General features: G+C 72.2%; 22 protein-coding genes. 8 read left to right on the top strand and 14 right to left on the bottom strand.

All coding sequences use genetic code 11. From position 1 onward, the window contains the following. Nucleotides 1-3: 3 nt before the first annotated feature. The 3 genes from K1T35_RS18350 to K1T35_RS18340 are packed head-to-tail and all read right to left on the bottom strand — an operon-like array spanning nucleotide 4 to nucleotide 5,409. A complete protein-coding gene (locus tag K1T35_RS18350) occupies nucleotides 4-2,562 on the bottom strand; it encodes an Hsp70 family protein (RefSeq protein WP_220261339.1) in 2,559 nt (852 codons plus the stop codon). Beyond that, nucleotides 2,559-2,996 (bottom strand): hypothetical protein, encoded by a 438-nt coding sequence (locus K1T35_RS18345; protein WP_220261338.1) that lies wholly within the window; start codon nucleotides 2,994-2,996, stop codon nucleotides 2,559-2,561. Before K1T35_RS18345 ends, K1T35_RS18350 begins: the two co-directional genes overlap by 4 nt. Before the next feature lie 16 nt (nucleotides 2,997-3,012). Then, the gene (locus K1T35_RS18340; RefSeq protein WP_220261337.1) at nucleotides 3,013-5,409 is read right to left on the bottom strand and encodes a hypothetical protein; all 2,397 of its coding nucleotides are present in this window, start codon (nucleotides 5,407-5,409) and stop codon (nucleotides 3,013-3,015) included. Nucleotides 5,410-5,656: 247 nt separating this feature from the next. Here K1T35_RS18340 and K1T35_RS18335 point away from each other — a divergent pair, with 247 nt between their 5' ends. Beyond that, complete coding sequence (locus tag K1T35_RS18335; RefSeq protein WP_220261336.1) at nucleotides 5,657-7,420, top strand: dihydroxy-acid dehydratase; 1,764 nt, start codon at nucleotides 5,657-5,659, stop codon at nucleotides 7,418-7,420. 17 nt (nucleotides 7,421-7,437) lie between these two features. Here the strand turns inward: K1T35_RS18335 and K1T35_RS18330 are convergent, their stop codons facing one another. Beyond that, complete coding sequence (locus K1T35_RS18330; protein WP_220261335.1) at nucleotides 7,438-8,031, bottom strand: DinB family protein; 594 nt, start codon at nucleotides 8,029-8,031, stop codon at nucleotides 7,438-7,440. A 160-nt stretch (nucleotides 8,032-8,191) separates the two neighbouring features. After that, nucleotides 8,192-8,845: a TetR/AcrR family transcriptional regulator gene (locus K1T35_RS18325; protein WP_220261334.1), complete on the bottom strand. Its 654-nt coding sequence runs from the start codon at nucleotides 8,843-8,845 to the stop codon at nucleotides 8,192-8,194. Between the two features lie 143 nt (nucleotides 8,846-8,988). Between K1T35_RS18325 and K1T35_RS18320 the strand changes: the two genes are divergently transcribed. Further along, nucleotides 8,989-9,783, top strand: coding sequence for a maleylpyruvate isomerase N-terminal domain-containing protein (locus K1T35_RS18320; RefSeq protein WP_220261333.1), 795 nt, complete (start codon nucleotides 8,989-8,991; stop codon nucleotides 9,781-9,783). Between the two features lie 13 nt (nucleotides 9,784-9,796). On the opposite strand, the gene K1T35_RS48950 is transcribed toward K1T35_RS18320, so the two are convergent. Then, nucleotides 9,797-10,108 (bottom strand): hypothetical protein, encoded by a 312-nt coding sequence (locus tag K1T35_RS48950; protein WP_255622156.1) that lies wholly within the window; start codon nucleotides 10,106-10,108, stop codon nucleotides 9,797-9,799. Between the two features lie 30 nt (nucleotides 10,109-10,138). Here K1T35_RS48950 and K1T35_RS48945 point away from each other — a divergent pair, with 30 nt between their 5' ends. Both K1T35_RS48945 and K1T35_RS48940 read left to right on the top strand, forming a co-directional pair. Continuing rightward, nucleotides 10,139-10,810, top strand: coding sequence for a hypothetical protein (locus K1T35_RS48945; RefSeq protein ID WP_255622154.1), 672 nt, complete (start codon nucleotides 10,139-10,141; stop codon nucleotides 10,808-10,810). After that, nucleotides 10,720-11,211 carry an enoyl-CoA hydratase-related protein gene (locus K1T35_RS48940; RefSeq protein WP_255622152.1) on the top strand — a complete coding sequence of 164 codons (492 nt, stop codon included), beginning with the start codon at nucleotides 10,720-10,722 and terminating at the stop codon, nucleotides 11,209-11,211. Before K1T35_RS48945 ends, K1T35_RS48940 begins: the two co-directional genes overlap by 91 nt. Before the next feature lie 38 nt (nucleotides 11,212-11,249). On the opposite strand, the gene K1T35_RS18310 is transcribed toward K1T35_RS48940, so the two are convergent. Continuing rightward, entirely contained in the window at nucleotides 11,250-12,506 is a 1,257-nt protein-coding gene (locus tag K1T35_RS18310; RefSeq protein ID WP_220261332.1) for an FAD-dependent oxidoreductase, read from the bottom strand. After that, complete coding sequence (locus tag K1T35_RS18305; protein WP_255622150.1) at nucleotides 12,503-13,741, bottom strand: nitrate/nitrite transporter; 1,239 nt, start codon at nucleotides 13,739-13,741, stop codon at nucleotides 12,503-12,505. Before K1T35_RS18305 ends, K1T35_RS18310 begins: the two co-directional genes overlap by 4 nt. A gap of 136 nt (nucleotides 13,742-13,877) precedes the next feature. On the opposite strand from K1T35_RS18305, the gene K1T35_RS18300 reads away from it, so the two are divergent. Next, on the top strand, nucleotides 13,878-14,828 hold the full coding sequence (locus tag K1T35_RS18300; RefSeq protein WP_220261331.1) for a LysR family transcriptional regulator: 951 nt from the start codon (nucleotides 13,878-13,880) through the stop codon (nucleotides 14,826-14,828). A 55-nt stretch (nucleotides 14,829-14,883) separates the two neighbouring features. On the opposite strand, the gene K1T35_RS18295 is transcribed toward K1T35_RS18300, so the two are convergent. Continuing rightward, the gene (locus tag K1T35_RS18295) at nucleotides 14,884-15,651 is read right to left on the bottom strand and encodes an SDR family oxidoreductase (protein ID WP_255622148.1); all 768 of its coding nucleotides are present in this window, start codon (nucleotides 15,649-15,651) and stop codon (nucleotides 14,884-14,886) included. A 106-nt stretch (nucleotides 15,652-15,757) separates the two neighbouring features. Here K1T35_RS18295 and K1T35_RS18290 point away from each other — a divergent pair, with 106 nt between their 5' ends. The 3 genes from K1T35_RS18290 (at nucleotide 15,758) to K1T35_RS49780 (ending at nucleotide 18,731) form a co-directional block, all read left to right on the top strand. After that, nucleotides 15,758-16,465: a TetR/AcrR family transcriptional regulator gene (locus K1T35_RS18290; RefSeq protein ID WP_220261330.1), complete on the top strand. Its 708-nt coding sequence runs from the start codon at nucleotides 15,758-15,760 to the stop codon at nucleotides 16,463-16,465. A gap of 71 nt (nucleotides 16,466-16,536) precedes the next feature. Continuing rightward, the gene (locus K1T35_RS18285) at nucleotides 16,537-18,123 is read left to right on the top strand and encodes a heavy metal translocating P-type ATPase (RefSeq protein WP_370645430.1); all 1,587 of its coding nucleotides are present in this window, start codon (nucleotides 16,537-16,539) and stop codon (nucleotides 18,121-18,123) included. Continuing rightward, complete coding sequence (locus tag K1T35_RS49780; RefSeq protein ID WP_370645428.1) at nucleotides 18,120-18,731, top strand: HAD-IC family P-type ATPase; 612 nt, start codon at nucleotides 18,120-18,122, stop codon at nucleotides 18,729-18,731. Before K1T35_RS18285 ends, K1T35_RS49780 begins: the two co-directional genes overlap by 4 nt. A gap of 40 nt (nucleotides 18,732-18,771) precedes the next feature. On the opposite strand, the gene K1T35_RS48935 is transcribed toward K1T35_RS49780, so the two are convergent. Genes K1T35_RS48935 through K1T35_RS18265 form a run of 5 tightly spaced genes read right to left on the bottom strand, consistent with a single transcriptional unit; the run spans nucleotide 18,772 to nucleotide 22,689 of the window. Further along, on the bottom strand, nucleotides 18,772-19,818 hold the full coding sequence (locus K1T35_RS48935; protein ID WP_255622146.1) for a cytochrome c oxidase assembly protein: 1,047 nt from the start codon (nucleotides 19,816-19,818) through the stop codon (nucleotides 18,772-18,774). Continuing rightward, the gene (locus tag K1T35_RS48930) at nucleotides 19,785-20,681 is read right to left on the bottom strand and encodes a hypothetical protein (RefSeq protein ID WP_255622145.1); all 897 of its coding nucleotides are present in this window, start codon (nucleotides 20,679-20,681) and stop codon (nucleotides 19,785-19,787) included. The genes K1T35_RS48935 and K1T35_RS48930 overlap by 34 nt, the downstream gene beginning before the upstream one ends. A 54-nt stretch (nucleotides 20,682-20,735) precedes the next feature. Next, complete coding sequence (locus K1T35_RS18275) at nucleotides 20,736-21,428, bottom strand: thioredoxin domain-containing protein (RefSeq protein ID WP_220261329.1); 693 nt, start codon at nucleotides 21,426-21,428, stop codon at nucleotides 20,736-20,738. 2 nt (nucleotides 21,429-21,430) lie between these two features. Beyond that, nucleotides 21,431-21,946 (bottom strand): MauE/DoxX family redox-associated membrane protein, encoded by a 516-nt coding sequence (locus tag K1T35_RS18270; RefSeq protein WP_220261328.1) that lies wholly within the window; start codon nucleotides 21,944-21,946, stop codon nucleotides 21,431-21,433. Further along, nucleotides 21,943-22,689 (bottom strand): zf-HC2 domain-containing protein, encoded by a 747-nt coding sequence (locus K1T35_RS18265; RefSeq protein ID WP_220261327.1) that lies wholly within the window; start codon nucleotides 22,687-22,689, stop codon nucleotides 21,943-21,945. The genes K1T35_RS18270 and K1T35_RS18265 overlap by 4 nt, the downstream gene beginning before the upstream one ends. Nucleotides 22,690-22,713 lie beyond the last annotated feature (24 nt).

The following is a 22,713-nucleotide window of genomic DNA, read 5'->3' as shown; positions in this document are numbered from 1 at the left end:
CTACTACGACTTGCGCATCCGTGCTTCCCTGCCCCAGCCGGCGACGCGTCGCGTCAGCGGCTTCAGCTGGTCGAACCAGATGTTCCACATCTGTTCCGGAGCCGAGTCCCGCTTGTCGTCCACCTGGTCGACGGCCATCGCGACGACCGCCAGCTCGGCAAGCAGATCGTCGCGCTGGGCGGGAAGCTTCGCACGGTCATGGTCCTCCAGCCGCGCATCCAGCTGGAGCTCGTCGTGCTTCCTCCGGATCTCGGCATCGGTCCGGTCGATGCGCCGAGCCATCCAGCGGCGCACCACTCTCGGCGTCTGCAGCGTCATCACGACTTCGCGGACCGACGAGATCTGGAGCAGCTCCTCGTGCAGGTCGTCGAGCTGCTCGTTGACCCGGGGCCAGGTGAGGAAGTCACCGGCCTCGTAGGCGGTGCGGCCCTGAACCTCCAGATCGTCGCGGCGGGCCCGGTAGGTGGGCGCACGCCCGGGTTCGCTGCGTTGCAGCATCAGGATCAGATCGGAGACCTGACGCAGGGTGTCTTCGAACTCCGGGAGCGGCGGCTCCAGGTAGTCGGCCGGACCGCGGCTGTTGAGCAGCCCCTGGAGGATGGTCTCGGCTTCGAGCAGGAGGTGGTGGGCCTTGGCCTGATCCTGGGTGCGGGCCACCAAGGCGTCGAGAGCGGTGAGACGGTGCTCGACCTCGGGAGCGGCCGCGGCGGACTCCGCGGGGTGCACGTCTCGGCGGATCTGCGCCCAGTCGGCGCGCGCCGCTGTGGCGCGGGCCCGGATCTGCGCCCACGGCGCCACCTCGCGCACCGGGATCTCGATGACGGCCGTGGCCGAACGGTCCAGGTGCGGGATGCGCACCGCGGCGCGAAGGGTCCAACCCACCTCGAACTCGAGGGTCAGCTCCACTGCGGCGCCGGGGTCCAGGTCCTCGGGCAGATCGCGGATGCGCACGGTGCCGATGGGAATCCAGCCCTCGTACACGTGTACGGCGAGCGTGGTGCCCCTGGTCGCGGTCACCAGGTGCTGGTGGACACGATGGGGAATCCTGGTGCCGGCCTTGGCGACACGGCACAGCTGCCGGTCGAGCAGTTCCACGGAGAAGTCGTGCGCGAGGATGTCGCCCGCCACGTCCGGCACCGCCGGGCCCGGTCGGGCGCGCACGCCGAGGCGTTCGGTGGCGACCTCCCGGCCATCGGCGAGCACGCGAACCGTGAACTCGCCCGCGCCGATCGGTACGTCGACGAACAGGAACGTTCCTCCGTCGGACACCGGCTCGCGCACGGCATCACCAGTGCTCGTCCCCACCTCCACGACGATCTCGGCACCGCTGATCCCGGACAGCAGCACCCGCCCCGCGATGTCGACGACATCCCCGTCAGGCGCCAGGTTCTCCAGCTCCAGCACGCTGCTGCGGGTGGCCAGCCCCGCGGCCTTCAACGCCGCACCCACCGCCACCACCAGCTCCGGATGGAACGAGCGCGGGGTGAGCCCGAACCGCTCGCGCAACAGCTCGGCGACCAGCGGCACCCGGGACGAGCCGCCGACCAGCACGATCTCGTCGAGTTCGGCTGGGTCGACGCGCGCCGTGGCGAGCGCTTCCGCGCAGTGGTCGACGGTGCCGCGCAGGTGGCTCCCGATGAGCTGATCGAACTCGAGCCGGCTCAGCGACAGGTTGATGGTCATCGGCTGCCCGGCGCGATCCTCGAGGTCATCGCTGATGATCTCGGTCTCGGACTCCCGCGACAGTTCGTGCTTCGCGGATTCGGCGAGCGCCAACAGGCGGGCCCTGCGCTCGTCGTCACGCGGATCGCCGGGCTCGAAGCGCAGGTCGTACGCGGGCAGCTGCGCGATCACCCAGTCGACGACGGCCTGGTCGAAGTCGTAGCCACCGAGATACCGGTCGCCACCGAAGGACCTGCTGGTGAAACCCTCCTGCGCAGCCCACGAGACCACGGAGGTGTCGAAGGTGCCGCCGCCAAGGTCGTAGACGAGGAAGCGCCGGGCGGGCCCTTCCGGATCCGTGGCGTATCCGTTCTCGTGCATGTGGGCCAGCGCGGCGGCCACCGGTTCCATGAGCGTCTCGGCCACCTCCAGCCCGGCTTCCGCACCTGCCTGCGTGGTCTGGGTCTTGGCGCTCGTCTCGAAGTAGGCGGGCACGGTGATGACGGCCCGATCGATCGTCATGCAAAGGGTCGCTTCCGCGTTCTCCTTGAGCTGTTTCAGCAGCAGCACCGAGGCTTCGAACGGGGTGAGGGTTGCGTGCCCCGCGGTCACGGGCTGATCGGTGCCCATGTTGCGTTTGAAGAACAGGGCGGGCGGCGAACCCGGCTGGCGGGCCTTGCGTTTGGCACGTGCGCCGACGAGGGGGGTGCCGTCGGGCCCGATCCACACCGCGGACGGAGTGGTGAGCGAGAGATCCGGATTGGCGACGATGAGCGCCCCGCCGACCGGGCGCAGCCGCCGCTGGATGATCAGCTCGTCCCGGTTCGGGATGTCGGCGTCGGCGGGCACGGCCACACAGCAGTTGGTGGTGCCGAGATCGATACCGGCGACGAGGTTCATGGAGTAGTCCCCTCGGTCGGGTGCTTCATCTGTCCGGGCTCGGGAAGGAGCTCGGGAAGGACGCTCAAATCGAGCCACGAGCCGCCCTCCTGGTCGCCGCCGACGCCCGCACCGCGCTCGGACCATTCCCGGAACAGCCCCAGCAGCTCGGCGAGGCTCGGGAGATCGGCTCCCTCGGCCTCCCGCGGATGCGTGATCAGTTCGGCGGCGATCCGCCCGGCCGGGGTGGCGATCTGCTCCTCGGCGGCGTTGACGTCCGCGGCGCTCAACGTCGCGCCGAACAGCGGGAACCGCGCCGCGTCGTAGGAGATCCGCTTGCGCCGCGAGGCGATGCGCGTGCGCGCCGTCGCGCGGTCGACGGTGGGGTCGAGATCGAGAACCTGGAACGCCGTCTCGAAGTACGGGTTCCGGCCGGTCCACGTCCATGGGTTCACCGCTGCTCCGATCACGTCAGAAGAAGCCCATCGAGGAGCCGCTCGCGAGCTTCCCGGCCAGCACGAGGAGGTGGCGGGCCGAGCTGAAGGGCGCGCGCGAGGGCAGCCCCAGCAGGATCGCGACGTCCAGATGCCGCCCCGCCGTGCGGTATCCGTGCAGGCTGTGAAACGGGTCGGTCCGGCGACGGTCGTAGGTCGTGTAGAGCTGGCTCTTCCCGAGCCAGAACTCGAAGCGGGCGAGCTTGGCGGAGAAGGCCGCGTGATCGCCGTCCGCGACCTGCGCCCGGCGATGCGTGATCAGCTCCCGGCCGGTGAGGTTCAGGGCGGCCCGGATCGGTTCCACCACCTCGGCGAGCTGCTCCAGCAGCGGGCGGGCGTCCGCCGCCCACGCGAACTCGTCGTCCCGGGCACCCTTCTCGACGTGCTCGATACCCACGTCGAGGAGCAGTTCGGCGAGGGGGACGTTCTCGGCGTCGACCGCCGCCCACGACCGGGCTTCCTCCAGCGCGCGATCGAGGTGGTCCTCGCGCAGCAGGCCGCGCACGCTGCTGATCGCCTCCCGGGTCAGGCGCAGTCGGGCTGCGGCGATGACGTCGGCGGGCAACGGCGCGGAGCGCAGGATCTCCATGTGTTCCCTGGCTCGCTCGGGCTCGCCGCGGCGCAGCTGCAGCACCCGCGTGACGTGCGGTTCGAGCAGATGCGCCGGTAGCTGCGCCTGCGCATGCGCCACGGCGCCCGCGATGTCGTCGACGGTCGCGTCGGGCACGACCGCGGCCAGGTGCGTGCGCAGATCCGACCAGAACGCGGGGTCCGCACCCAGCCGCGCCCAGCAACGGAGAGCGCGGCGCCACTGCTCGGGAGCGGTGTCGTCGCCGTCGAGCTCGAGCCGATGCGCGAGCGCGTGCTCGGCGATGGCGAGATGGTGCAGGCTGCGCTGATCGCCTGCCGACTCGGCGTCGAGTTCCCGCCACAGCCGCAGCGCATCGGGGGTCACCGGATGGACCGCGCCGTCCTGGTTCAGGGCGGCGTAGGCGAGCCGGTCCACCGGTCGTTGCGGGGCGTGGTCGCCCGAGAGGGTTGCGGCGAGTTCCGTGATCCGGTCCGCAGCCCGCCGCTCCGCCTCGGCGTGCCCGGCGCCGGTCAGCAGCCTGCGTGCCTCCTCGATCAACCGCTCTTGCTCGCCGGGACGACCGAGCAGTACCGCCTGCGCGGCCGTCGCCAGCGCCGTAGCGGCCGCCGCGCGACGCACAGCGTCGAGCGCACCGCCGGGCGCGGACGTGCCCAGCTCGGGGAGCAGCGCCGCATCCACCCGGGCGACGGCCGCCACCACCAGGGCCGGGGCGACGAGCGACCGTGCCTGCCAGCCGTCGCCGTGCCGCGCGTGCAGCGTCCGCACCGCGGTCGCGATCCGCTGGTCGTCACCGTCGAGCGCGCCGAGGACGAGCTCGGCGTTGGTCATCAGATCCTGGTCGGCAGCGGAGGAGACCGGTGCCGTCAGCATCAGGTCGAGGTGGCGCCGCGCGGCATCCGGCCGGCCCCGTCGCAGCAGGCCGAGTGCGTGGATCAGCAGCGTCGGTGTCCGGAGCCGTTCGTCGCCGGCCGGATCGAGATCGTCGGGCAGCGCCTGCGCCGCCTCGCCCCGCAGCACCGCGGCGGCGGCCAGCAGCATTTGCCGATACGCGGTCGGTGTGCCGTCGCCGGCCAGGCGCACCGCGGAGGTCGTCCCCTCGCGCAGCTGCCGATGAGCCGACCGGTCCAGCAGCCGCTCCCGGCGCTCCTGGATCCCCGTCCCTCCGTACCGGTCCGCCAACTCGTAGCGGTGGGCCGCGGCGGCCTCGTCACCGCGCTCCGCCGCCAGGTCACCCACCAGGCAGAACCAGTGGGCCCGGTCGGCCGGGCCGAGCGCGTACAGCACCTTCCACACCGGCGAGGTGGCGCTGAACTCGTACTTCTCGAACTGCCCGTCCAGCAACCGCGTCAGGTGCTCCCTGGCCAGCTCCCGGAACTCCGCCGCGTGCTCGTCCAGCATGGTGCGGGTCAGCCACCCGCACAGGGCCGTCGACTGCGTCAGCAACCCCGACACCGGCCCCCAGGTCGCCGCGAAGGTCTCGGCGCGCGGTCGCCGCAGCCAATGCACCAGCACGTCCTGTGCGGCTCGCTCGTCGACGTCGCACCGCCATGACACGGCCACCAGCTCGCGCACCGCCTCGTCGGGCAGCTCGGCGCCCACCTCGATCAGCGCGTCCTGCAACGGCCCCAGCCGGTGACCGAGCGCGTCGTCGTCGACCCTCGCCATGAACTCCCGAACCGTCGCGAGCATCCGCTGCGCCCGCTGCGTGGCGTCCTCGACTGCCGCAGCCGCCGCCAGCGCCTCGCTCAGCCCGTCTCTCGGCCCATCACCGGGCAGTTCCACCTGTTCGGCAGATGCCGGAACGTCGGGATCCCGATCGGCATCCCGAGCACGTCGCCACCACACGTGAGTCCCCCGTGGCGACGGTCCCCCTGCCTGCGCTCCAGGGTTCGCCGCCGCCACCCCGGATAGGCCTGGACAGTAGCGCGCGATCACCCGATCGGGTCCGAGGCCCTGCGATGGCGCCCCCAACGCACCACGCGAGGCCGGGGGCCGATGATGTCCTTGCCGAGAACGAGGAGATGGATCCATGAGTGAGCCCAACGGCCGGGACGTCTGGCGGCCCGGTCAGGACTGCCAGGCTGTGGCCACCGCGAAGGCGCTGGGCCAGGACGTCGACCGGATCCACGGGGCGCCGTGGGGTGTGGTCGGCACGCTGGGCGACAGCATCTGCTATGTGGGCGTGAACGAGAAGGTCGAGGCCGTGCACGCGGCGATGGGGCGCCGGATCTCCGAGCGCGACCTGCCGGTGCGCCTGCTGGCCCCCAACTACTCGGGCGGCGTCTCCGACGGCCAGCGCAACGGCACGCCGCAGATGCGGTACTCGCTCATCGGACGCGAGACCACGAACGACGGCCTGTCCCTGCACTTCGAGGGCAGCGAAATCCGCGGCCTGGTCGCCGTCGTCGCGTGCGACAAGCCGCCGGTCGGCGCCACCGCCGCGATCATGGAGCGCAACGTGCCCGCGGTGGTGCTGTCGGACGGCTCGATCCGGCCCGGCACCGACCCGCTCACCGGCGAGACGATCGACCTGGTGAGCTGCTTCCAGGTGGCGGGTGACCCGGACCTGGACAAGCGCGAGCGCTGGGCCCGCAACGCCTGCCCTGGCTACGGCAGCTGCGGCGGCATGTTCACCTACAACACCATGCAGTCGTTCATCGCCCTGCTGGGGCTCGAACCGCTGCACATGGTGTCGCCCGCGTCCGAGGACCCGCGGCGCACCGAGGTGTTCCCCGAGCAGGTCGTCGACTGCCTGGAGATCATGACGCAGCGCGGGATCACGCCCCGCGACATCGCCACCCCCGCCGCGTTCCGCAACGCCACGATCGTCGCCATCGCGATGGGCGGCTCGACCAACGTGGTGTTGCACGCGCCGGAGATCGCGCGCGCCGCGGGCATCGACTTCTGGAACCAGGTGATGTCCCAGAAGGAGTTCAACCAGCTCTCCCGCACGGTGCCGGTGCTGATCAACGCCCGGCCGTTCGGGAAGTACAGCATGGTCGACATCGACGCCGTCGGCGGTCTGCCCGTGGTGGTCAAGGAGCTGCTGGACGCCGGTGTGCTCGACGGCTCGCCGATGACGTGCACGGGCGAGACGTTGGCCGAGCAGGTTGCCCGGATCGATCCGCCCGCGCCCGACGGCGAGGTCGTCCACCCGGTGTCGGCGCCGTTCAAGCCGACCGGCGGGCTGCGCCTGCTGTCGGGCAACGTCGCCCCCGAGGGCGGCGCCGTGCTCAAGCTGGCCGGTGTCGAGACCGGGATCGTCGACAACCGGTTCGTCGGCCGGGCGCGGGTGTTCGACAGCGAACAGGACCTGCTGCACGCCCTCATCGACACCCCGGACGTGTTCGCCGACCAGGACATGGTCGTGATCCGCTACGAGGGGCCGCGCGGCGCACCGGGCATGCCTGAGATGCTCGACCCGACGTCCCGGATCACCACGCTGTGCCGGCAGAAGGGCATCTCGATCGCCCTGATGACCGATGCCCGCTTCTCCGGCGGCTCGGTCGGCCTGGTGATCGGCCACGTCGGTCCGGAGGCGGCGCTGGGCGGTCCGATCGCCCTGATCGAGGACGGCGACACGATCGTCATCGATCTTGACGACGACACCCTGGACTGCGTCGAGCTGGGCGACGCAGCCACGTTCGAGGCACGCATGGGCGCGTGGCGGGACGCGGCGGCCGCGAACGGCGGCCAGCACCCGCTGGTGCGTCCGGTGACGTCACGGTTGCTGCGCCGCATGCGCGCGGCCGCGTCGCCCGCCATCGCCGGCGGCGGCATGGCGACCCTGTAGCGGTCCGCGCCCGCACCTCACGCCAGTAGGGTGCCCGGGGCCGGCTGGTACGGCTGGAAGAAGTCGTTGGCGCTCGCCCCCTCCAGGGTGAGCACCAGCGCCGGCACCGCCACGCCGTCGATCTGCTCACGGATGATGTCGGCGTGCCCCGCGTGCCGGGCACACTCCTCGACCAGGTGCACCAGGTAGTAGCGAGCGTGAATCGGTCGCGCGTCGAAGATCCCGTGCCACGGCGCGGGCGGCGCCGTCGTGCTGCCGGCCGGATCGGTCGCGGCGACCGCGGCACGCAGCTGAGCCCGCACCCGGTCGAATTCCTCGATTGTCCCGGCCACCGTCTCGTCATCGCGCACGGCGAAGCTGTCGGTGTACGCGGCGTACGCCGCCGGATCGACCGGCTGCTCGGTGACGTCGGTCCGCAGGCGCTCCAGCGCTCCGCGCATGACGTAGGCCGCGTGCTTGATGATGCCCCCGACCGACAGCGCACTCCGGCACGGCGTCTCGCGCGCCTGCTCCTCGGTCAGACCGAACGCGGCGGCACGGATGGCGGCGAGCTGCTCGTCGATGTAGTTGACCAGGCCGGTGACCTCGTCGTGCTGGGCGGGTGCGTACATCGGGCGACCTCCGGGCTCCGTGGCGGTGTGGACACGACTCTGCGGACCACAGTGGTCGTTCGACGCCATGGCAGCCAGGGCGGGGCGCTCGAGGTTCATCGCAGGTGCTGCTCGATCCCGGGGTGCCGTGGAAAGCGGAGGCTCGCGCCGCAGCAACCGCTCATCGTCGCCTCCGCACCGACGTGAGAAGGCGCCCGCAGTTGCGACGCATGGCTTCCTCGGTCTGTCGGGGTCCGGGGGCCGGCGGGCCGGCGGAGGCACCCTGAGCGCGGAAACCATCGAGGAGAACGTGCACCAGGCGTACGGACGCGTCCGCAGCCATGCCGTGGGCACGCTCGACGAGTCCGGCGTTGGCCATCAGCAGCAACACCACGTCCTCCGTGGTGAAATCGGCGCGCAGGACGCCGGAGTGCCGGGCGCGCTCGACGAGTTGGACGAGCCCGTCGAAGGCCCTGGACCGCAGCTCCTCGATTTCCGGTCCGGCCGGCATCTCCATGATGACGAGATCGGCGATACCGCGATCGCGGGCCTGCATGGCCGCGGCGGCGGTCACATAGGAGGCGAAGCCACGCCACGGATCCTCGTCGGCCAGCCCGTTCCGGACGGCATCGAGGTGCTCGGACATTCGCTCGGCGAGCACGGCCGCGATCAGGTCCTCACGCGTCGGGAACCGCCGGTAGAGCGTGGCACTCCCGGTCCCCGCCCGACGCGCGATCTCCTCCAGTGGCACGTCGAGCCCCTGCTCGGCGAAGACTGTCCGAGCGGCCTCGACGATGGCGGCCCGATTGCGGGCGGCATCGGCCCGAAGGTGCATGACCGGAATCTATCCGAAGTGGGGACGTCCGCCCACTTCCGGTACGGTCCGCTTCATGGCTATGACGCTCGATGTTCCAGACACCCAGGACCCCGGCAGCGTGCGCGTCGCCGCCGCTTTCACTCCTGTCCGGGTAGCGACAAATGACTGAGGATCTCGCCGACGCCGAGACGCTCGTCGACGCGGAGCCGCGCGTCGAGGCCCTCCGCTCCTCCGTCGCGCGACTGCGGGGCATCGCCGCATCCATGACAGAGGCCGAGCTGACGGGTCGCGCCTATCCCAGCGAGTGGACGATCGCCGACGTGCTCTCCCACCTCGGGTCCGGTGCCGTCATCACCGGCCGCCGCCTCGACGACACCCTCGCCGGCCGCCCGACACCCGACGACTTCGCGCCGGGCGTGTGGGACACCTGGAACGGGAAGACCCCGGTCGCGCAGCGCGACGACGCCCTCGTCGCTGACGCCGATCTCCTCGCCCGCTTCGAGGCGGTCACTCCCGAGCAGCGCACCGGCTTCTCCTCCGCCATGGGCCCGATGACCCTGGGATTCACGGAGTTCGTCGGGATGCGTCTCAACGAGCACGCCTTCCACACCTGGGACATCGAAATCACCCGCGATCCACCAGCCACCCTCCCGCCGCAGGTCGCCGCGTTGGTCGTCGACAACCTCGGGCTCGTCGCCGGCTTCACCGCGAAGCCCACCGGCGACGCGACCGTCATCACCGTCGCAACCACCGGTCCCGAACGCGGCTTCCGCATCGAGCTCGCCGCCGACTCGGCCACGTTCCTCGCCACCACCGCGACGGCGTCCGCCGACCTCACGCTCCCGGCCGAGGCGTTCTCCCGCCTCGTCTACGGGCGACTCGATCCGGAGCACACCGCGCCCGATGACCACGGCCCGGCGCTCGACGTGCTCCGACGTGTGTTCCCCGGGCCGTAGCCAGCGGCGTCAGTCAGATGCTGAGGGCGCGCTCGGCCCATTCCGCACGGGCCGCACGGACGAGGTCGTGGACGGCCTCGCCGCGGACGACATCGGCACGCCGCCACGCCAGGCCGAGCAGGAACTCGATGTCATCGCGCACCGGCACGACGGCGAACGCGGGATCGTCGAACACCCGGGCGTGGCCTCCCGACCGGGGATCCAGCGTGAGGGTGACGCCGCGGCTGCGGCGGATGTAGGCGGCGAGCAACGTCGGGTCGTGGTCGCTCATCTGGTGGAACGACCGGAGACCGGCGTTCCGCAGGAAGGTGTGCAGCCGGTTCATCGCGACGGGCTGCGGGGTCGGTGGTCCGATATGGACGACGTCGCCACGTTCGACCTCTACTCGTGCTTCCCGATCGCCGTGTCGAACATCTGCGACGGCCTCGGCCTCGGCCCGGACGACCCGCGCGGGCTGACCGTCACCGGCGGACTGCCCTTCTTCGGCGGAGCGGGCAACAACTACTCGATGCACGCCATCGCCGAGACCGTGCAACGGTGCCGGGCGAACCCCGGCTCGTACGGTTTCGTCGGCGCGAACGGCGGAACGCTGTCCAAGTACTCCGCCGGCGTCTACTGCACGACGCCCATCGGCTGGCGGCCCGACCGCAGCGCCACGCTGCAGGCCGAGATCGACGCATGGCCCGCGCCCGAGCCTGCCCGCTACGCCGACGGCTGGGCCACGATCGAGACGTACACCGTCAGGCACGATCGCGATGGTCGGCGCACCGGCATCGTGGTCGGGCGGCTGGAGGCCGACGGCCGGCGCTTCCTCGCGAAGGCCGCCGAAGGCGACGAGGAGATCCTCCAGCTCCTCGGCGACGGTGCGCCGATCGGTGCCCGGGTCTACGTCCGCTCGTTCGGCGCCGGGACCGGGTCACCACCACCGAAGCATGCATGGACGCGCGGTTCCCGCCTCGGCCCGCCGCGCTGCGCGACGACTACGAGCACGTACTGGTGCACCGCGACGGGCACGTCCTGGAGGTGACGATCAACCGGCCGGACGTGAAGGTCGGCCTCGTGGCGGGCGCCGGTGGCCTGGTCCGGCTGCCGCGGATGGTTCCGCCCAAGCTCGCCACCGAGATGATCCTCACCGGGAGGCGGCTCACGGCCGAGGAGGCGCTGGCGGCGGGTCTCGTCAACCGTGTGGTGGAGGCGGGCACCGCGCTCGATGGCGCGCGAGCGCTCGCTGCGGAGATCCTGGGCGGTTCCCCCACCTCGGTGCGCGCCTCCCTGCAGATCATGGCCGAGACCGAGGGGATCCCCGACACCGTCGACGCCGTCACACAACCGTCGCGTGCCATCGACGAGCTCATGGTCAGCGAGGACATGATCGAGGGCATCACCGCATTCGCGCAGAAGCGCAGCCCCCGGTGGCGCAATCGGTGACGGGCCGTCGGGAAGGCGCGCGGAGGACGCACCGAGCCTCATCCGGCCACACCGCCACCGCCCGGAAGCCACGCACCTTGGCGATCGAGTTCCCGGCGCACCGCTGCCACGTCGACGTCCGCGTCGCGGGCGACAACGGCGGCCGCGACGCCGGCAGCCTGGCCGGTCGCGAACGCCGTGCCCATCACCCGCAGCGACGCGCCCGCGCCGCGGTCCCCGTCGACCGTGCGGCCGGCCCCGAACAGGTTGGGCGTGTCGCGGCTGTGGAGCACGTCCAGCGGGATGCCGTAGTAGCCGGGCGCGCCGATGAACTTCCACTCCGACGGGATCCCGGGGCCGGGGTGGTACTCGATGGGCCAGGCGCCGACGGCCACGGCGTCCCCCAGCGGGCCGGGCTCCAGCACGTCCTTCTCGAGCAGTTGGGCGCGGCCGACGAGGTGGCGTGACTCCCGGGTGCCGATCTCCGGGCCGGTGCTGACGATGTAGGCATCCGCGCACCCCGGAATCGCCTTGATCACCTCGAGGTAGGCATGGGCCTGGCGCCGCGCGCTGCGTTCGGCCCTGCTGAGATCGGCGGCGCTGCGCGCGTCGTAGCCCTCGTCGGCGAGGTAGGTGATCAGGTCACCGGACACCGGCATCCGGGCGACCAGCCCGGAGGCGGCGGTGAGCCCGCGCGCACCGGCGGCCTTGGCGGCCGCGACGGCCGCCCGGATGGCTTCGCGGGAGACGTCGGCCGGAATGCCACCGAAGCGGATGCCGAGTGTCCCGTTCTGCACCCAGCCGTCGTTGCCGTAGCGCACGTCGGCGCCGCCGTGGTGACCGAGATCGGCCTCGCCGGTCGCGTCGACGAAGGCGTCGGCCGTGTAATCGTGGATCCCGGAGTGGTCGGCCACCCGGACTGACGCGATCCGGTCCTGCGAGCGGGTGGCGGCCATGAGATGGGAGTGCAGCAGGACGTCCACGCCGGCGCCGTGGCAGAGCTCGTCCGCGACGTGCTTGACCGCCTCCGGATCGAACACGACGGCGACGGCGGTGAACCGGGTCGGCTCGCTGACCGCGTCGAGGGCGCGCAGCCCTGCGAGCATCTCCTTGGCGACGCCGAAGACCACCTGCTCGGCCTCGTCGCGGGTGTAGAGCCCGCAGTAGGTCACCACGTTGCGCAGGGTCGCCGCCCCGCCGAGACACGGCCCCCGCTCGATCAGCAGCGTGCGGGCCCCTGTCCGGCGCGCCCCGATGGCGGCACCGATCCCGGCGGACCCGCCCCCGGCCACGATCACGTCGTAGTGCTTGGTCACCGTATCGATTCCTCCATCTCCCCCACGGGCTTCGGGTCCGGCGTGTAGCTCTCGTCGATGAGCAGGACGAGGACCATGCCCACGAGCGGTCCGGCGGCAAGCGCCGCGAACGCCGCCAGGAACGACCCCGTGCCGGCGAACACCGCGCCGACCACCGTGGGCACGATCGTGCTGGCGACCTGCCAGAACGCGTTGGTGGCTCCCGCCGCCGACCCGGCAAGCCGCACCCCGGCGAGCTTGGGTACCAGAGCCACCAGCAACGGGCTGTACATGTAGGCGGCGACCCCGAGGAAGGGCGCGACCCACAGGAACCCGGTGAGGCTGTCGCGGGTGCCGAACACCAGCAGCGTGATCACGAAGGCGCCGAAGATGAGCGCGGCAGGAACCTTGCGCCGGGCACCGAACAGGTCGGAGGCGATCCCGATGAGCGGCTTCGCCACCAGACCGGCGATCGCGAAGAGCGTGACGACGACACCGGCCTGCACCCCCGAGACGCCGCCGCCCTTGACCATGAGGGCGTTCGCCCAGGTGATGAAGCCGGCCGTGCCCCACATGCCGCCGAACCCGGCGAGGCCGAGCAGCCACAGGTCGCGGTTGCGGGCCAGCGGGCGCAGGTCCGGCGCCTGCCGCGGTTCCCCGCGCGTCCCGTCGGGCGCGGGACGCAGCAGCAACCCGCACAGCACGGCGACGATCATCGACGCCGCACCGAAGACGTGATAGCTCGTGCTCCAGCCGGAGGCGGCGATGAGGCTGGGCACGATCGCGTTTGCGATCACGGTGCCCAGCGACGTCGCGGTGAGGAAGAAGCCCATGGCGAAGCCGCGGTCCGTCGAGGGGAACCACTGCGAGACGATCTTGACGCCGGCCGAGTAGTCGCACCCGGCGAAGATCCCGATACCGGCCTGGAACGCGATCCCGAGGGCGACCGAGTCGGTCTCGCCGAACAGGACCATGAAGACACCGGCGAGGAAGAGCGAGCACCCGATGACGAGGCGGGGTCCGAGCCAGTCGGTGAGCACGCCCCCTGCGGCGTTGGAGACGACGTAGCCGACGTAGTAGCCGGTGGCGAACACACCGAGCCCCGCGAGCGCGACGCCCAGGTGCTCGCTCACGGCGAGCGATGCCGGTCCCCAGGTGGCGCGGTCGACGGCGGTCATCGTGAACGCCGCCCATGACAGCACCAGCACCACCCAGCGGTACGGATGCCGCGTCGCGGCCGTCGGCGTGGAACTCATCCTCGAGATTCCCTTCTCTACTCGGCACGCTTCCCTGCATGCCAGGCATGGCTGAGTAGAGCCCGCTTGACCGATCCCCGTCCAATGCCCCCTAATCAGCTGAGGCATGCCCGGCAGGCATGACTGGGAGGTCACGATGGAGCTGAGACACCTGCGTTACTTCGTGGCGGTCGCCGCGGAGGGATCGTTCTCCCGCGCCGCCGAACAGCTGCACACCACGCAGCCGTCGCTCAGCCGGCAGATCCGCCAGCTGGAGCGCGACATGGGCGTCCCGCTCTTCGACCGCAGCGCGACCGGCACGGCCCTCACCCCCGCGGGCGCCGCGCTGCACCGCCACGCACTGCTGCTCCTGCGGCTCGCCGACGCCAGCCGGGACATGGCGCAGTCCGCCACCCGCCACACCCGCGAAATCCTCGACATCGGCGTCCCACCGGGCCTGCCCACCACCTGGCTACTCGGCGTACTGGCCGACCTCGAGGCCGACGTGCCGCACGCCGCCGTGAACCTCGCCGAGGCCAGCAGCGTCGAGCAGCTGCGGATGATCCGGGAAGGCCACCTCGACCTCGCGCTCGTGCACGGGCAACCGCCCGGCGAGCTGCGTAGCGCCCGAGTGCTGACCCACCCGTTCGGCGTGGCACTGCGCCCCGGCCACCCCCTCGGCTCGGGGCCCGCCTGCCGGGTCCGCGATCTGGACGGCCTGCGGATCCTGTCCCACGGCCGCCAGCAGGTCCCCGTGGTTCACGACCGCCTCGTCGTGGCCGCACACGACGCCGGAGCCGTGCCGCTGTGGCAGTTCGCCCAGTTCACCGAACAGGCGCTCGCCTGCGCCGAAGCCGTCAGAGCCGACGGCGTGCTGCTCGTCGAGCACTCGGCACAGCGCCTCCTCCCCGACTGGAGATGGCTCCCGCTGACCGAACCGGAGCTCACACTCGACACCTGGCTGGTCTGGCAGCCACTCACCCGCGACATCGTCACCGAAGCCGCCAGGGTCATACCGGCCGCGAAGCGCGATACCCAAATGTCTTGTGTGGTGGATGAGCACTCACCCAGCGCGTCGATGGTGTCGACGCCGAGGCAGCGCGAGTGACTCAGCTCCGGATGGCACGTGCCGTTTCGCGCAGCGCCTGGTCGTCGGAGCTTCATCAGCCGAGGAGGGTGCCGCCCGTGGCGTCGATGTACGCCCCGGTGATCCACGCGGCTTCGTCGGAGGCGAGGAACGCCACCACGTTGGCGACGTCCTCGGTCTTGGCCACACGCTTGAACGCCGACATCTGGGCCAGCTGTTCGGCCACTTCCGGGATCCTGAACACGGGATTGCCGTTGTCCGTGTTACCCGGCGCGACGGTGTTGACGGTGATGCCGCGCGGGGCCAGGTGCCGGGCGAAGTGCAGGGTGAGCTGCTCGAGCGCCCCCTTCGTCATCGCGTACAACATCTGCCTGGGAACGGCGAGCCGGGTCATTCCGGAGCTGATGTTGACGATCCGGCCACCTTCCGGGAGCAGGGGCAGCGCCCGCTGCACGAGGAAGAACGGAGCCTTGGCGTTGACCGCGAAGGAACGGTCGAACTGCTCGGGCGTCACGTCCTCCGGCGCGATACCGCGCGGAGCGACCTCGGCCGCGTTGTTGACGAGGATGTCCAGCGTCGGGGAGCCAGTCCGATCCCGCAGGCCGCGTTCGACACCGAGGAACAGCTCACCGACGTCACCCGGAGTTCCGAGTCGGGCCTGGACGGCGAAGGCGCGTCCGCCGTTCTTCTCGATCAGGGTGACCGTCTCCTCGGCCGCGTCCCGACTCTCGGCGTAATGCACGGCGACCAGCACACCCTCGTTGGCCAGCTTGACGGCTGTGGCCCGGCCGATGCCCCTGCTGGAGCCGGTGACGAGCGCGGTCTTGCCATTCATCCTGTCCATGGGAGGACTCCTGTTGCTCCGTTGGCCAATCCGGATAGGCCTATCCGGTTGACTGGAACCGTAACACGCAAGTGGATACGGTCTTCCAGTTCGGTAGGCTGCCGGCATGAGCCCTGGTGCGCCGAGCGCCGACGAGACCGCCGCCCCGTCGTTGCGCAGCGACGCCGAGCGCAACCGGGCGCGGATCATCGCGGCCGCACGCACCGTGTTCGGGCGCGGCGGGCTGAACGCATCCATGGCATCCGTCGCCCGCGAGGCGGGGGTGGGGATCGCCACCCTGTTCCGCCGCTTCCCCACCAAGGAGGACCTGGTCGCGGCCGTGTTCGCCGACCGGATGGACGCCTACGCCGACGTGGTCACCGAGGCCCTCGACGACCCCGACCCCTGGCGCGGGCTCGTCGGGATCATCGAGTCGGTCTGCGCGATGCAGGCAGCCGACTACGGCTTCGCCGACGTACTCACCATGACCTTCCCCACCGCCAAGACCCTGGAACAGCGCCGCATCGAGGTCTACCACTCCGTCGTGCAACTGATCGACCGCGCCAAGGCCGCCGGCCGACTGCGGGAAGACTTCACCCCCGAAGACCTGGTGCTGATCTACATGGCCAACGCCGGCGTCGTCAACGCCACCGGCCACGACGTCCCCGACGCATGGCGACGCGTCGTCGCCCTGATGATCCAGTCCTACCAGGCCCCCGCCCGCGGCCCCCTGCCCGACTCACCCGAACCCGACGCCCTCTACCGGGCCATGCTCCGCGCCAGCCAGGCGAGCTTCGCCTCACCCGGACCGCCGGAACGCCACGGCGGGACCTGAACCCGGAATCGACGGGAACCGACGGGCCTTCGGCGCCGACCCGTCTTCGCGTGAGGACAGAATCAGCGACCGTGAGCGGCACGAGCACGGCAGTGCTCGCCGTGGACGGGATGACGTGCGCGGCCTGTGTGGGCCGGGTCGAGCGCAAACTCGGCAAGCTCGAGCGCGTGGTCGCGACGGTGAACCTGGCCACCGGCCGGGCCACGATCACGCACCCGCCGAGCGTTCCGGTCGCCACCCTCGTCGAGACGGTCGAGCGGGCCGGTTACCGCGCGCGGCCGGTCGAGCCGGGCTCGCCGCCCACCCCACCCCATGGCGACGTCGACGGCTTGCGCCGACGGCTGACCGTCGCGCTCCTGCTGTTCGTGCCGGTCGCCGACCTCTCGCTCGCGCTGTCGCTCGTGCCGGCGCTGCGCTTCCCCGGCTGGCAGATCGTGATCGCCACGCTCGCGCTCCCGGTGGTCGGCTGGGCCGCATGGCCGTTCCACCGAGCGGCGCTCGCCGGGCTCCGGCACCGCACGACGAGCATGGACACGCTCGTGTCGCTCGGCATCATCACCGCCTCGGCGTGGTCGTTGTGGACGCTCGCGACCTCCGGGGCGCCGCCCGTCGAGGGCGGCTGGACGGCGGTGCTGCACCCGGACGGGCCGCTCTACCTCGAGGTCGCGGCCGGGGTGACGACCTTCCAGCTGGCCGGGCGCTACTTCGAGGCAAGGGCGCGGCGCGCCGCCGGTGGCGCGCTGCGGGCACTGGTCGGGCTGCGCCCGGCCGAGGTCTCCGTGCTGCGCGGCCCCGAGGGCCGGGAAACCGAACAGCGGGTGCCCGTGGCCCACCTGAGTGCCGGTGACCGCTTCGTCGTGCGGCCGGGCGAGCGGATCGCCGCCGACGGCACCGTCGTCGCCGGCATGGCCGCGGTCGACACGAGCGCGATGACCGGCGAGCCGGTACCGGTGGAGGTCGGCGCCGGCGACGATGTCGTCGGGGGCGCGATCGCCGTCGGCGGCACGCTGACCGTGCGAGCCGACCGGGTCGGCGACGCGACGCGGCTCGCGCAGATGGTGCGTGCCGTGCAGGACGCGCAGGCCGGCAAGTCGGCGACGCAACGGCTCGTCGACCGGGTGTCTGCCGTGTTCGTCCCAGCGGTGCTCGGGCTGGCCGTGCTCACCCTCGCCGGCTGGCTGATGGCCGGAGCGAGCACCGGGGACGCGGTGATCCGGGCGGTCGCGGTGCTCGTGATCGCCTGCCCGTGCGCGCTCGGACTCGCCACCCCGACCGCGATCATGGTCGCCACCGGCCGCGGGGCCGAGCTGGGGATCTTCGTCACGGGGTTCCGCGCGCTGGAGGCGGTGCACGCCGCAGATATCGTGGTGCTGGACAAGACCGGCACCCTCACCACCGGCCGGATGCAGGTCACCGGCGTCGCCGCGGTCGCCCCGCGGACCGAGACCGAGCTGCTCACCCTCGCCGCCGCCGTCGAGAACGGGTCGGAGCACCCGATCGCCTCGGCGGTGCGCGCCCGCACCGGGGAGGCGCCGTTGCCTGCCATCGCTGGGTTCCGCGCACTTCCCGGTCGGGGTGCCCACGGCACCGTCGATGGCCGAGAGGTGCTGGTGGGTCGACCGGACCTGTTCGACGATCCCCGGTGGCGGATCGGATGAGCGCCTGGGCCGCGACCGGCGCCACGATCGTCGTGATCGGCGTCGACGGCACCGTCGCCGGTGCGCTCGCTGTGGCCGACACCGTGCGCCCCAGCGCGGCGGACACGGTCGCGCAGCTGCGTGCGATGGGCCTGACCCCGGTGCTGCTCACCGGCGACGCGCCCGCCGCGGCCCACCACGTCGCCGCCGCCGTCGGGATCGACGAGGTGCACGCAGGCGCCCTGCCCGAGCAGAAGGTGGAACTGGTGCGCAGCCTGCAGGCGCAGGGGCGCACGGTCGCCATGGTCGGCGACGGCATCAACGACGCCGCCGCACTGGCCACCGCGGACCTCGGCATCGCCATCGGCTCCGGCACCGACATCGCGGTCGAGTCCGCGGACCTCGTGCTCGTGCGCGACGACCTCACCGCGCTGCCGGCCGCGGTCCGGTTGGCCGGGGCCACGATCCGGACGATTCGCGGCAACCTCGCGTGGGCGTTCGGCTACAACGTCGCCGCCGTCCCGCTCGCGATGGCCGGGCTGCTCAACCCGCTGCTCGCCGGCGCCGCGATGGCGTGCTCGTCGTTGCTGGTCGTCACCCACAGCCTGCGGCTACGCCGCATCGACTAACAGCCGAGTCGACTAACAGCCGCGTCGACTGATGCGACGGTCAGCGGTCCGAACCCGCCAGCCGGGCGAGCATCGCGTTGTAGGCGGTCAGCTCGGCGTCGCCGTCGGCGTCGGCCCTGCGGTCGTGGCGCGCCGCCTCCCGGGCGTCGTCGCGGGCCCAGCGGGTGAGCAGCACGATCACCACCAGCAGCATCGGCAGCTCACCGGACGCCCATGAAATGCCGCCCCCGAGGTGCTGGTCGGCCAGCAGGTCCGGCACCCACGGCAGGGCGAGCATCCGGTAGAAGTCCCCGCCCAGCACCGTGTTCGAGCTCATCACGGTGATCCCGAAGAATGCGTGGAACGGCATCGCGGCGAGCAGCACCGCCAGCCTGCCCAGGTGCGGCAGCCGCACCGGTGCCGGGTCGGAGCCGACCAGCGGCCAGAAGAACAGGTAGCCCACGAGCAGGAAGTGCACGTTCATCAACTGGTGTGCCCAGTGGTAGCGCAGCGCGACGTCGAACAGGCCGGTCAGGTAGAGCACGTAGAACGAGCCCACGAACAGCACGAGCGCGAGCAGCGGATTCGTCACCGCCCGCGCGAGCCGGGACACCACCAGCCCGGCCAGCCACTCCCGCACCCCGGGAGCGGCGTCCCGGCCCGCCGGCGGCAACGCCCGCAGGGCGAGCGTCACCGGCCCACCGATCGCCAGCAGGACCGGGGCGAGCATGTTCAGCGCCATGTGGCTGACCATGTGCACGCTGAACACACCGGGCGAGTAGCGCCCGAGCCCGGACGACGTCGCGACCAGCAGTACCGCGCACCCGGCCAGCCACGCGAAGGTCCGTCCACCCGGCCAGGCGTCCCCGCGGCGCCGGAGCCGCCGTGCCCCGAACAGGTAGCCGGCGGCGAGCACCAGGGCCGCCGTCCCGAACAGGATGTTGAACCGCCAGTCGAGCAGCAACCGCGCGACGGTGACCGGCTCCGGCAGGTCGTAGCCGATCAGCGCCTCACCCGCCGTGGAGGCACGCTCCAGGAACAGGGGCGGCACCCACCGCGCCTGTACGACCCCCATCACCACGGCGAACCACACACCCGCCAGGACCACCGGCCCGCTCCGGCGTCCCAAGTACCGACACACACCCAACGTGAGCACCAGCACCAACATGCGCGCGACCGCGACCACACCCCACGGGTGGGCCAGCACCGGGCCGGAACCCGCGCGGAGCACGGTGAGCACAACCGAAGACACCAGCAGCGCCGCCCCAGCACGACGACGATCCACCGACACCGGCGCTCGACGCAGCCCACGCCCGCCACCCCCCGTGCGCGAAAGGACGACAGCGAGGCCACGACACCGAGCGCTGCCGCGCCGACCGCCTGCAGCACCGACGCATCGGTCGTCCAGTCGTGGCCTACGCCGGTCATGGCCGGGCCCACCACTGCCGGCGGCAGGAGGCTCGCCACCCCGATCGCCAGCAACACCGGCACCCACCGCCAGGCCAACGTGACCGCGCATCCTGCCGCGCACACCAGCATCCCGACGCCGCTCAACACCCAGGCCAGCGGTTCCTCGAGCACGGCGTACAGCCCGAAACCGGCCGGATCCAGCACCTCGCCCGGCGTCACCCCGGACAGATCGGCCGCCGTCAGCGGCCCGAGCAGCACCGCGACCACCCCGGCCACCCCGGCCGCGACCCCGGCCCGGCGCACCGCCAGCCAGCCGTCCACATCGAGCACACCGGAACGCTGCGGCGCCACGACGAACGCCGCGAACACCAACGACCCCACCGCCAGCCCGCCGGCGAGTTCCGCGACCGCACGCAGACCGGCCACCCACGCCTGCGCCGTGAGCGACGGCACGGGCACACCGAGCCGGGCGTACGCCGCCGTGTCCGCCAGCACCAGCAGCCCGGCGACAAGAGCACCCGCCAACACCGCGGGACCGCCCGCCCGTCGCAGCCCGCCCACCGAGCCCCTCTCGATACGGCACCCAGTAGTGCACCGACTACGTCAACTCCACGCTCAGGAGGCGCCCTCGACCGCCGCGCGCAGCGCCGCGACGCTCCGCTCGATCTCCTGGCCGTTCACCAGGACGGTGGGCGTCGCGTTGACCCCCGCCTGGGAAGCCTCGTCGGTGAGCGCCGCGGTCCAGCCGGCGTACCGGTCCGAGGACACGCACTCGGCGAAGCCGGGCCCGGCGCCCGCCTGCGCGCCGAGCGCGATCAGCTGTTCCTCCGGCAGGCCGGCCGCGCCCTCGGGCGGCTGGTTCGCGAACAGCAGCTGCGCGTACTGCGGAAACACGCCGGCCTCCGCCGCGCAGCCCGAAGCGGCAGACGAGCGGCTCGAGTAGCGCGTGGAGGAGAACCGGTCGAGGTAGGCCACCGGGTGGTAGACGACCCGGGCGGCACCGCTGCCGACCAGCTCGTCGATCGTGGGGCCGGCCTGCTGCTCGAAGGCCCGGCAGGCCGGGCACTGGAAGTCCACGTACAGGTCCACGGTGGCGGGCGCGTCGCTGGAACCGACCGGCACCCCGGACGCGGTGGCGCTCGGCGGCACCGTCGCGTCCGTGCTGCTCGCGGATGCGCGGTAGACGCCGAACCCGACCATGCCGGCGAACAGCGCGATCACTGCGATCGCCCCGAGCAGCGCGGGCGACGGGCCGCCGCGCTGCTTCACCATCGCGCGCCGCTTGCGGGTTGCTCGTCCGGATGTCATATCTACTCGTCCTCCTCGTCGTTGCGCCGGCCGGCCAGCAGCCCGTCGAGCGCGTAGTGCCCGGCAGGCCACCGGGCGAGCAGCAGGGCGACCAGGAGCAGGCCGCCGTCGCGCGCCAGCTCCCACCCGTAGGCGGGGTCCTCCCCTGCGGCCAGCTCCCCACCGGAGCCGAAGCAACCGCAGTCGATGCGCAGCCCGCGGGCCCACGCCGACGCGATACCGACCACGAACGCCCCCATGAGCACGGCCGACGCCACCGCGGACGCCCGGACGAACAGGCCTGCGACCAGCAGCACGCCCAGCAGGATCTCCACGAGCGGCAGCGCAGCCCCCACGACCTGCGCCGGCATTTCGGGCAACAGCTGGTAGGCGCGCACCGCGCGGACCGACTCGTCGAGGTCGCCGACCTTCGCCCACCCCGCCACCAGCCACACCCCGCCCAGCACCAGGCGGGCGAGCACAACCGCCCATCCCCATCGGCCATGGGTGCGCCGCCCGGCGTGGAGCACGCCGGTCATGCGGCACCGCGCCGGGCGCTCGGCGCCAGGCCCCCGCCGGACGCGCGGCGCGTCGGGCGCTCCCCCGCAGCATCCGAGCCGCCGACCGCGGGAGCCTCGAAGCTGTCCGGGGTAGCTCGGTCCGCACCGCCGCCACCGTCGTCCGCGAGCCGGCCGAGCACCATCAGCAGGACCAGCCCCGCCAGCGCGAGCCCGTGCCCGAGCAGCCGCTCGACCTCGACCCGGCCCTCGGCCAGGTCGAACGCCGACAACGCCGCGAGCGCGGCGATGAACGCGCCGAGCACCGGCACCATCCCCGACACCCGGCGCGAGCCCATGGCCGCCAGCAGGAACGCAACACCGATCGCGAGGTTCCACGCCGAGCTCTCGTGGACCAGGTGCGCCGCGCTCCCCCCGGCGAGCTCCACGACGCCACCGTGGCCGGGCCCGGCCGAGGCCGCGATGCCGCTGATCGCGAGCGCGACCTGCCCGACACCGAGCCCGCCGAGCGCCACCCGGACGGCACCCGCGGCACGCGAGCGCACCGATCGGGGCGGACCGGCCGCGAGCACCGCGCCGACCAGATCGGGTTCCGGCTCGGCGAGCCGGACCCGGGTGAGGCGCCGGACGCGGGCGGCCCGCTCCGCAAAGACACGGCAGTCCGCGCACATCCGCAGGTGTGCGTCGACCGCGTCGGCCTCGCCGGGCAGATCCTCGCTGTCGAGCCGGGCCGAGATCGCTTCCCGGCAGTCCTCGCACCGCATGACCACTTGGTCGCCCCGACGTGC

This window comes from Pseudonocardia sp. DSM 110487, from assembly GCF_019468565.1.
Lineage (GTDB): Bacteria > Actinomycetota > Actinomycetes > Mycobacteriales > Pseudonocardiaceae > Pseudonocardia.
This window is presented reverse-complemented; position numbering and strand designations above follow the sequence as displayed.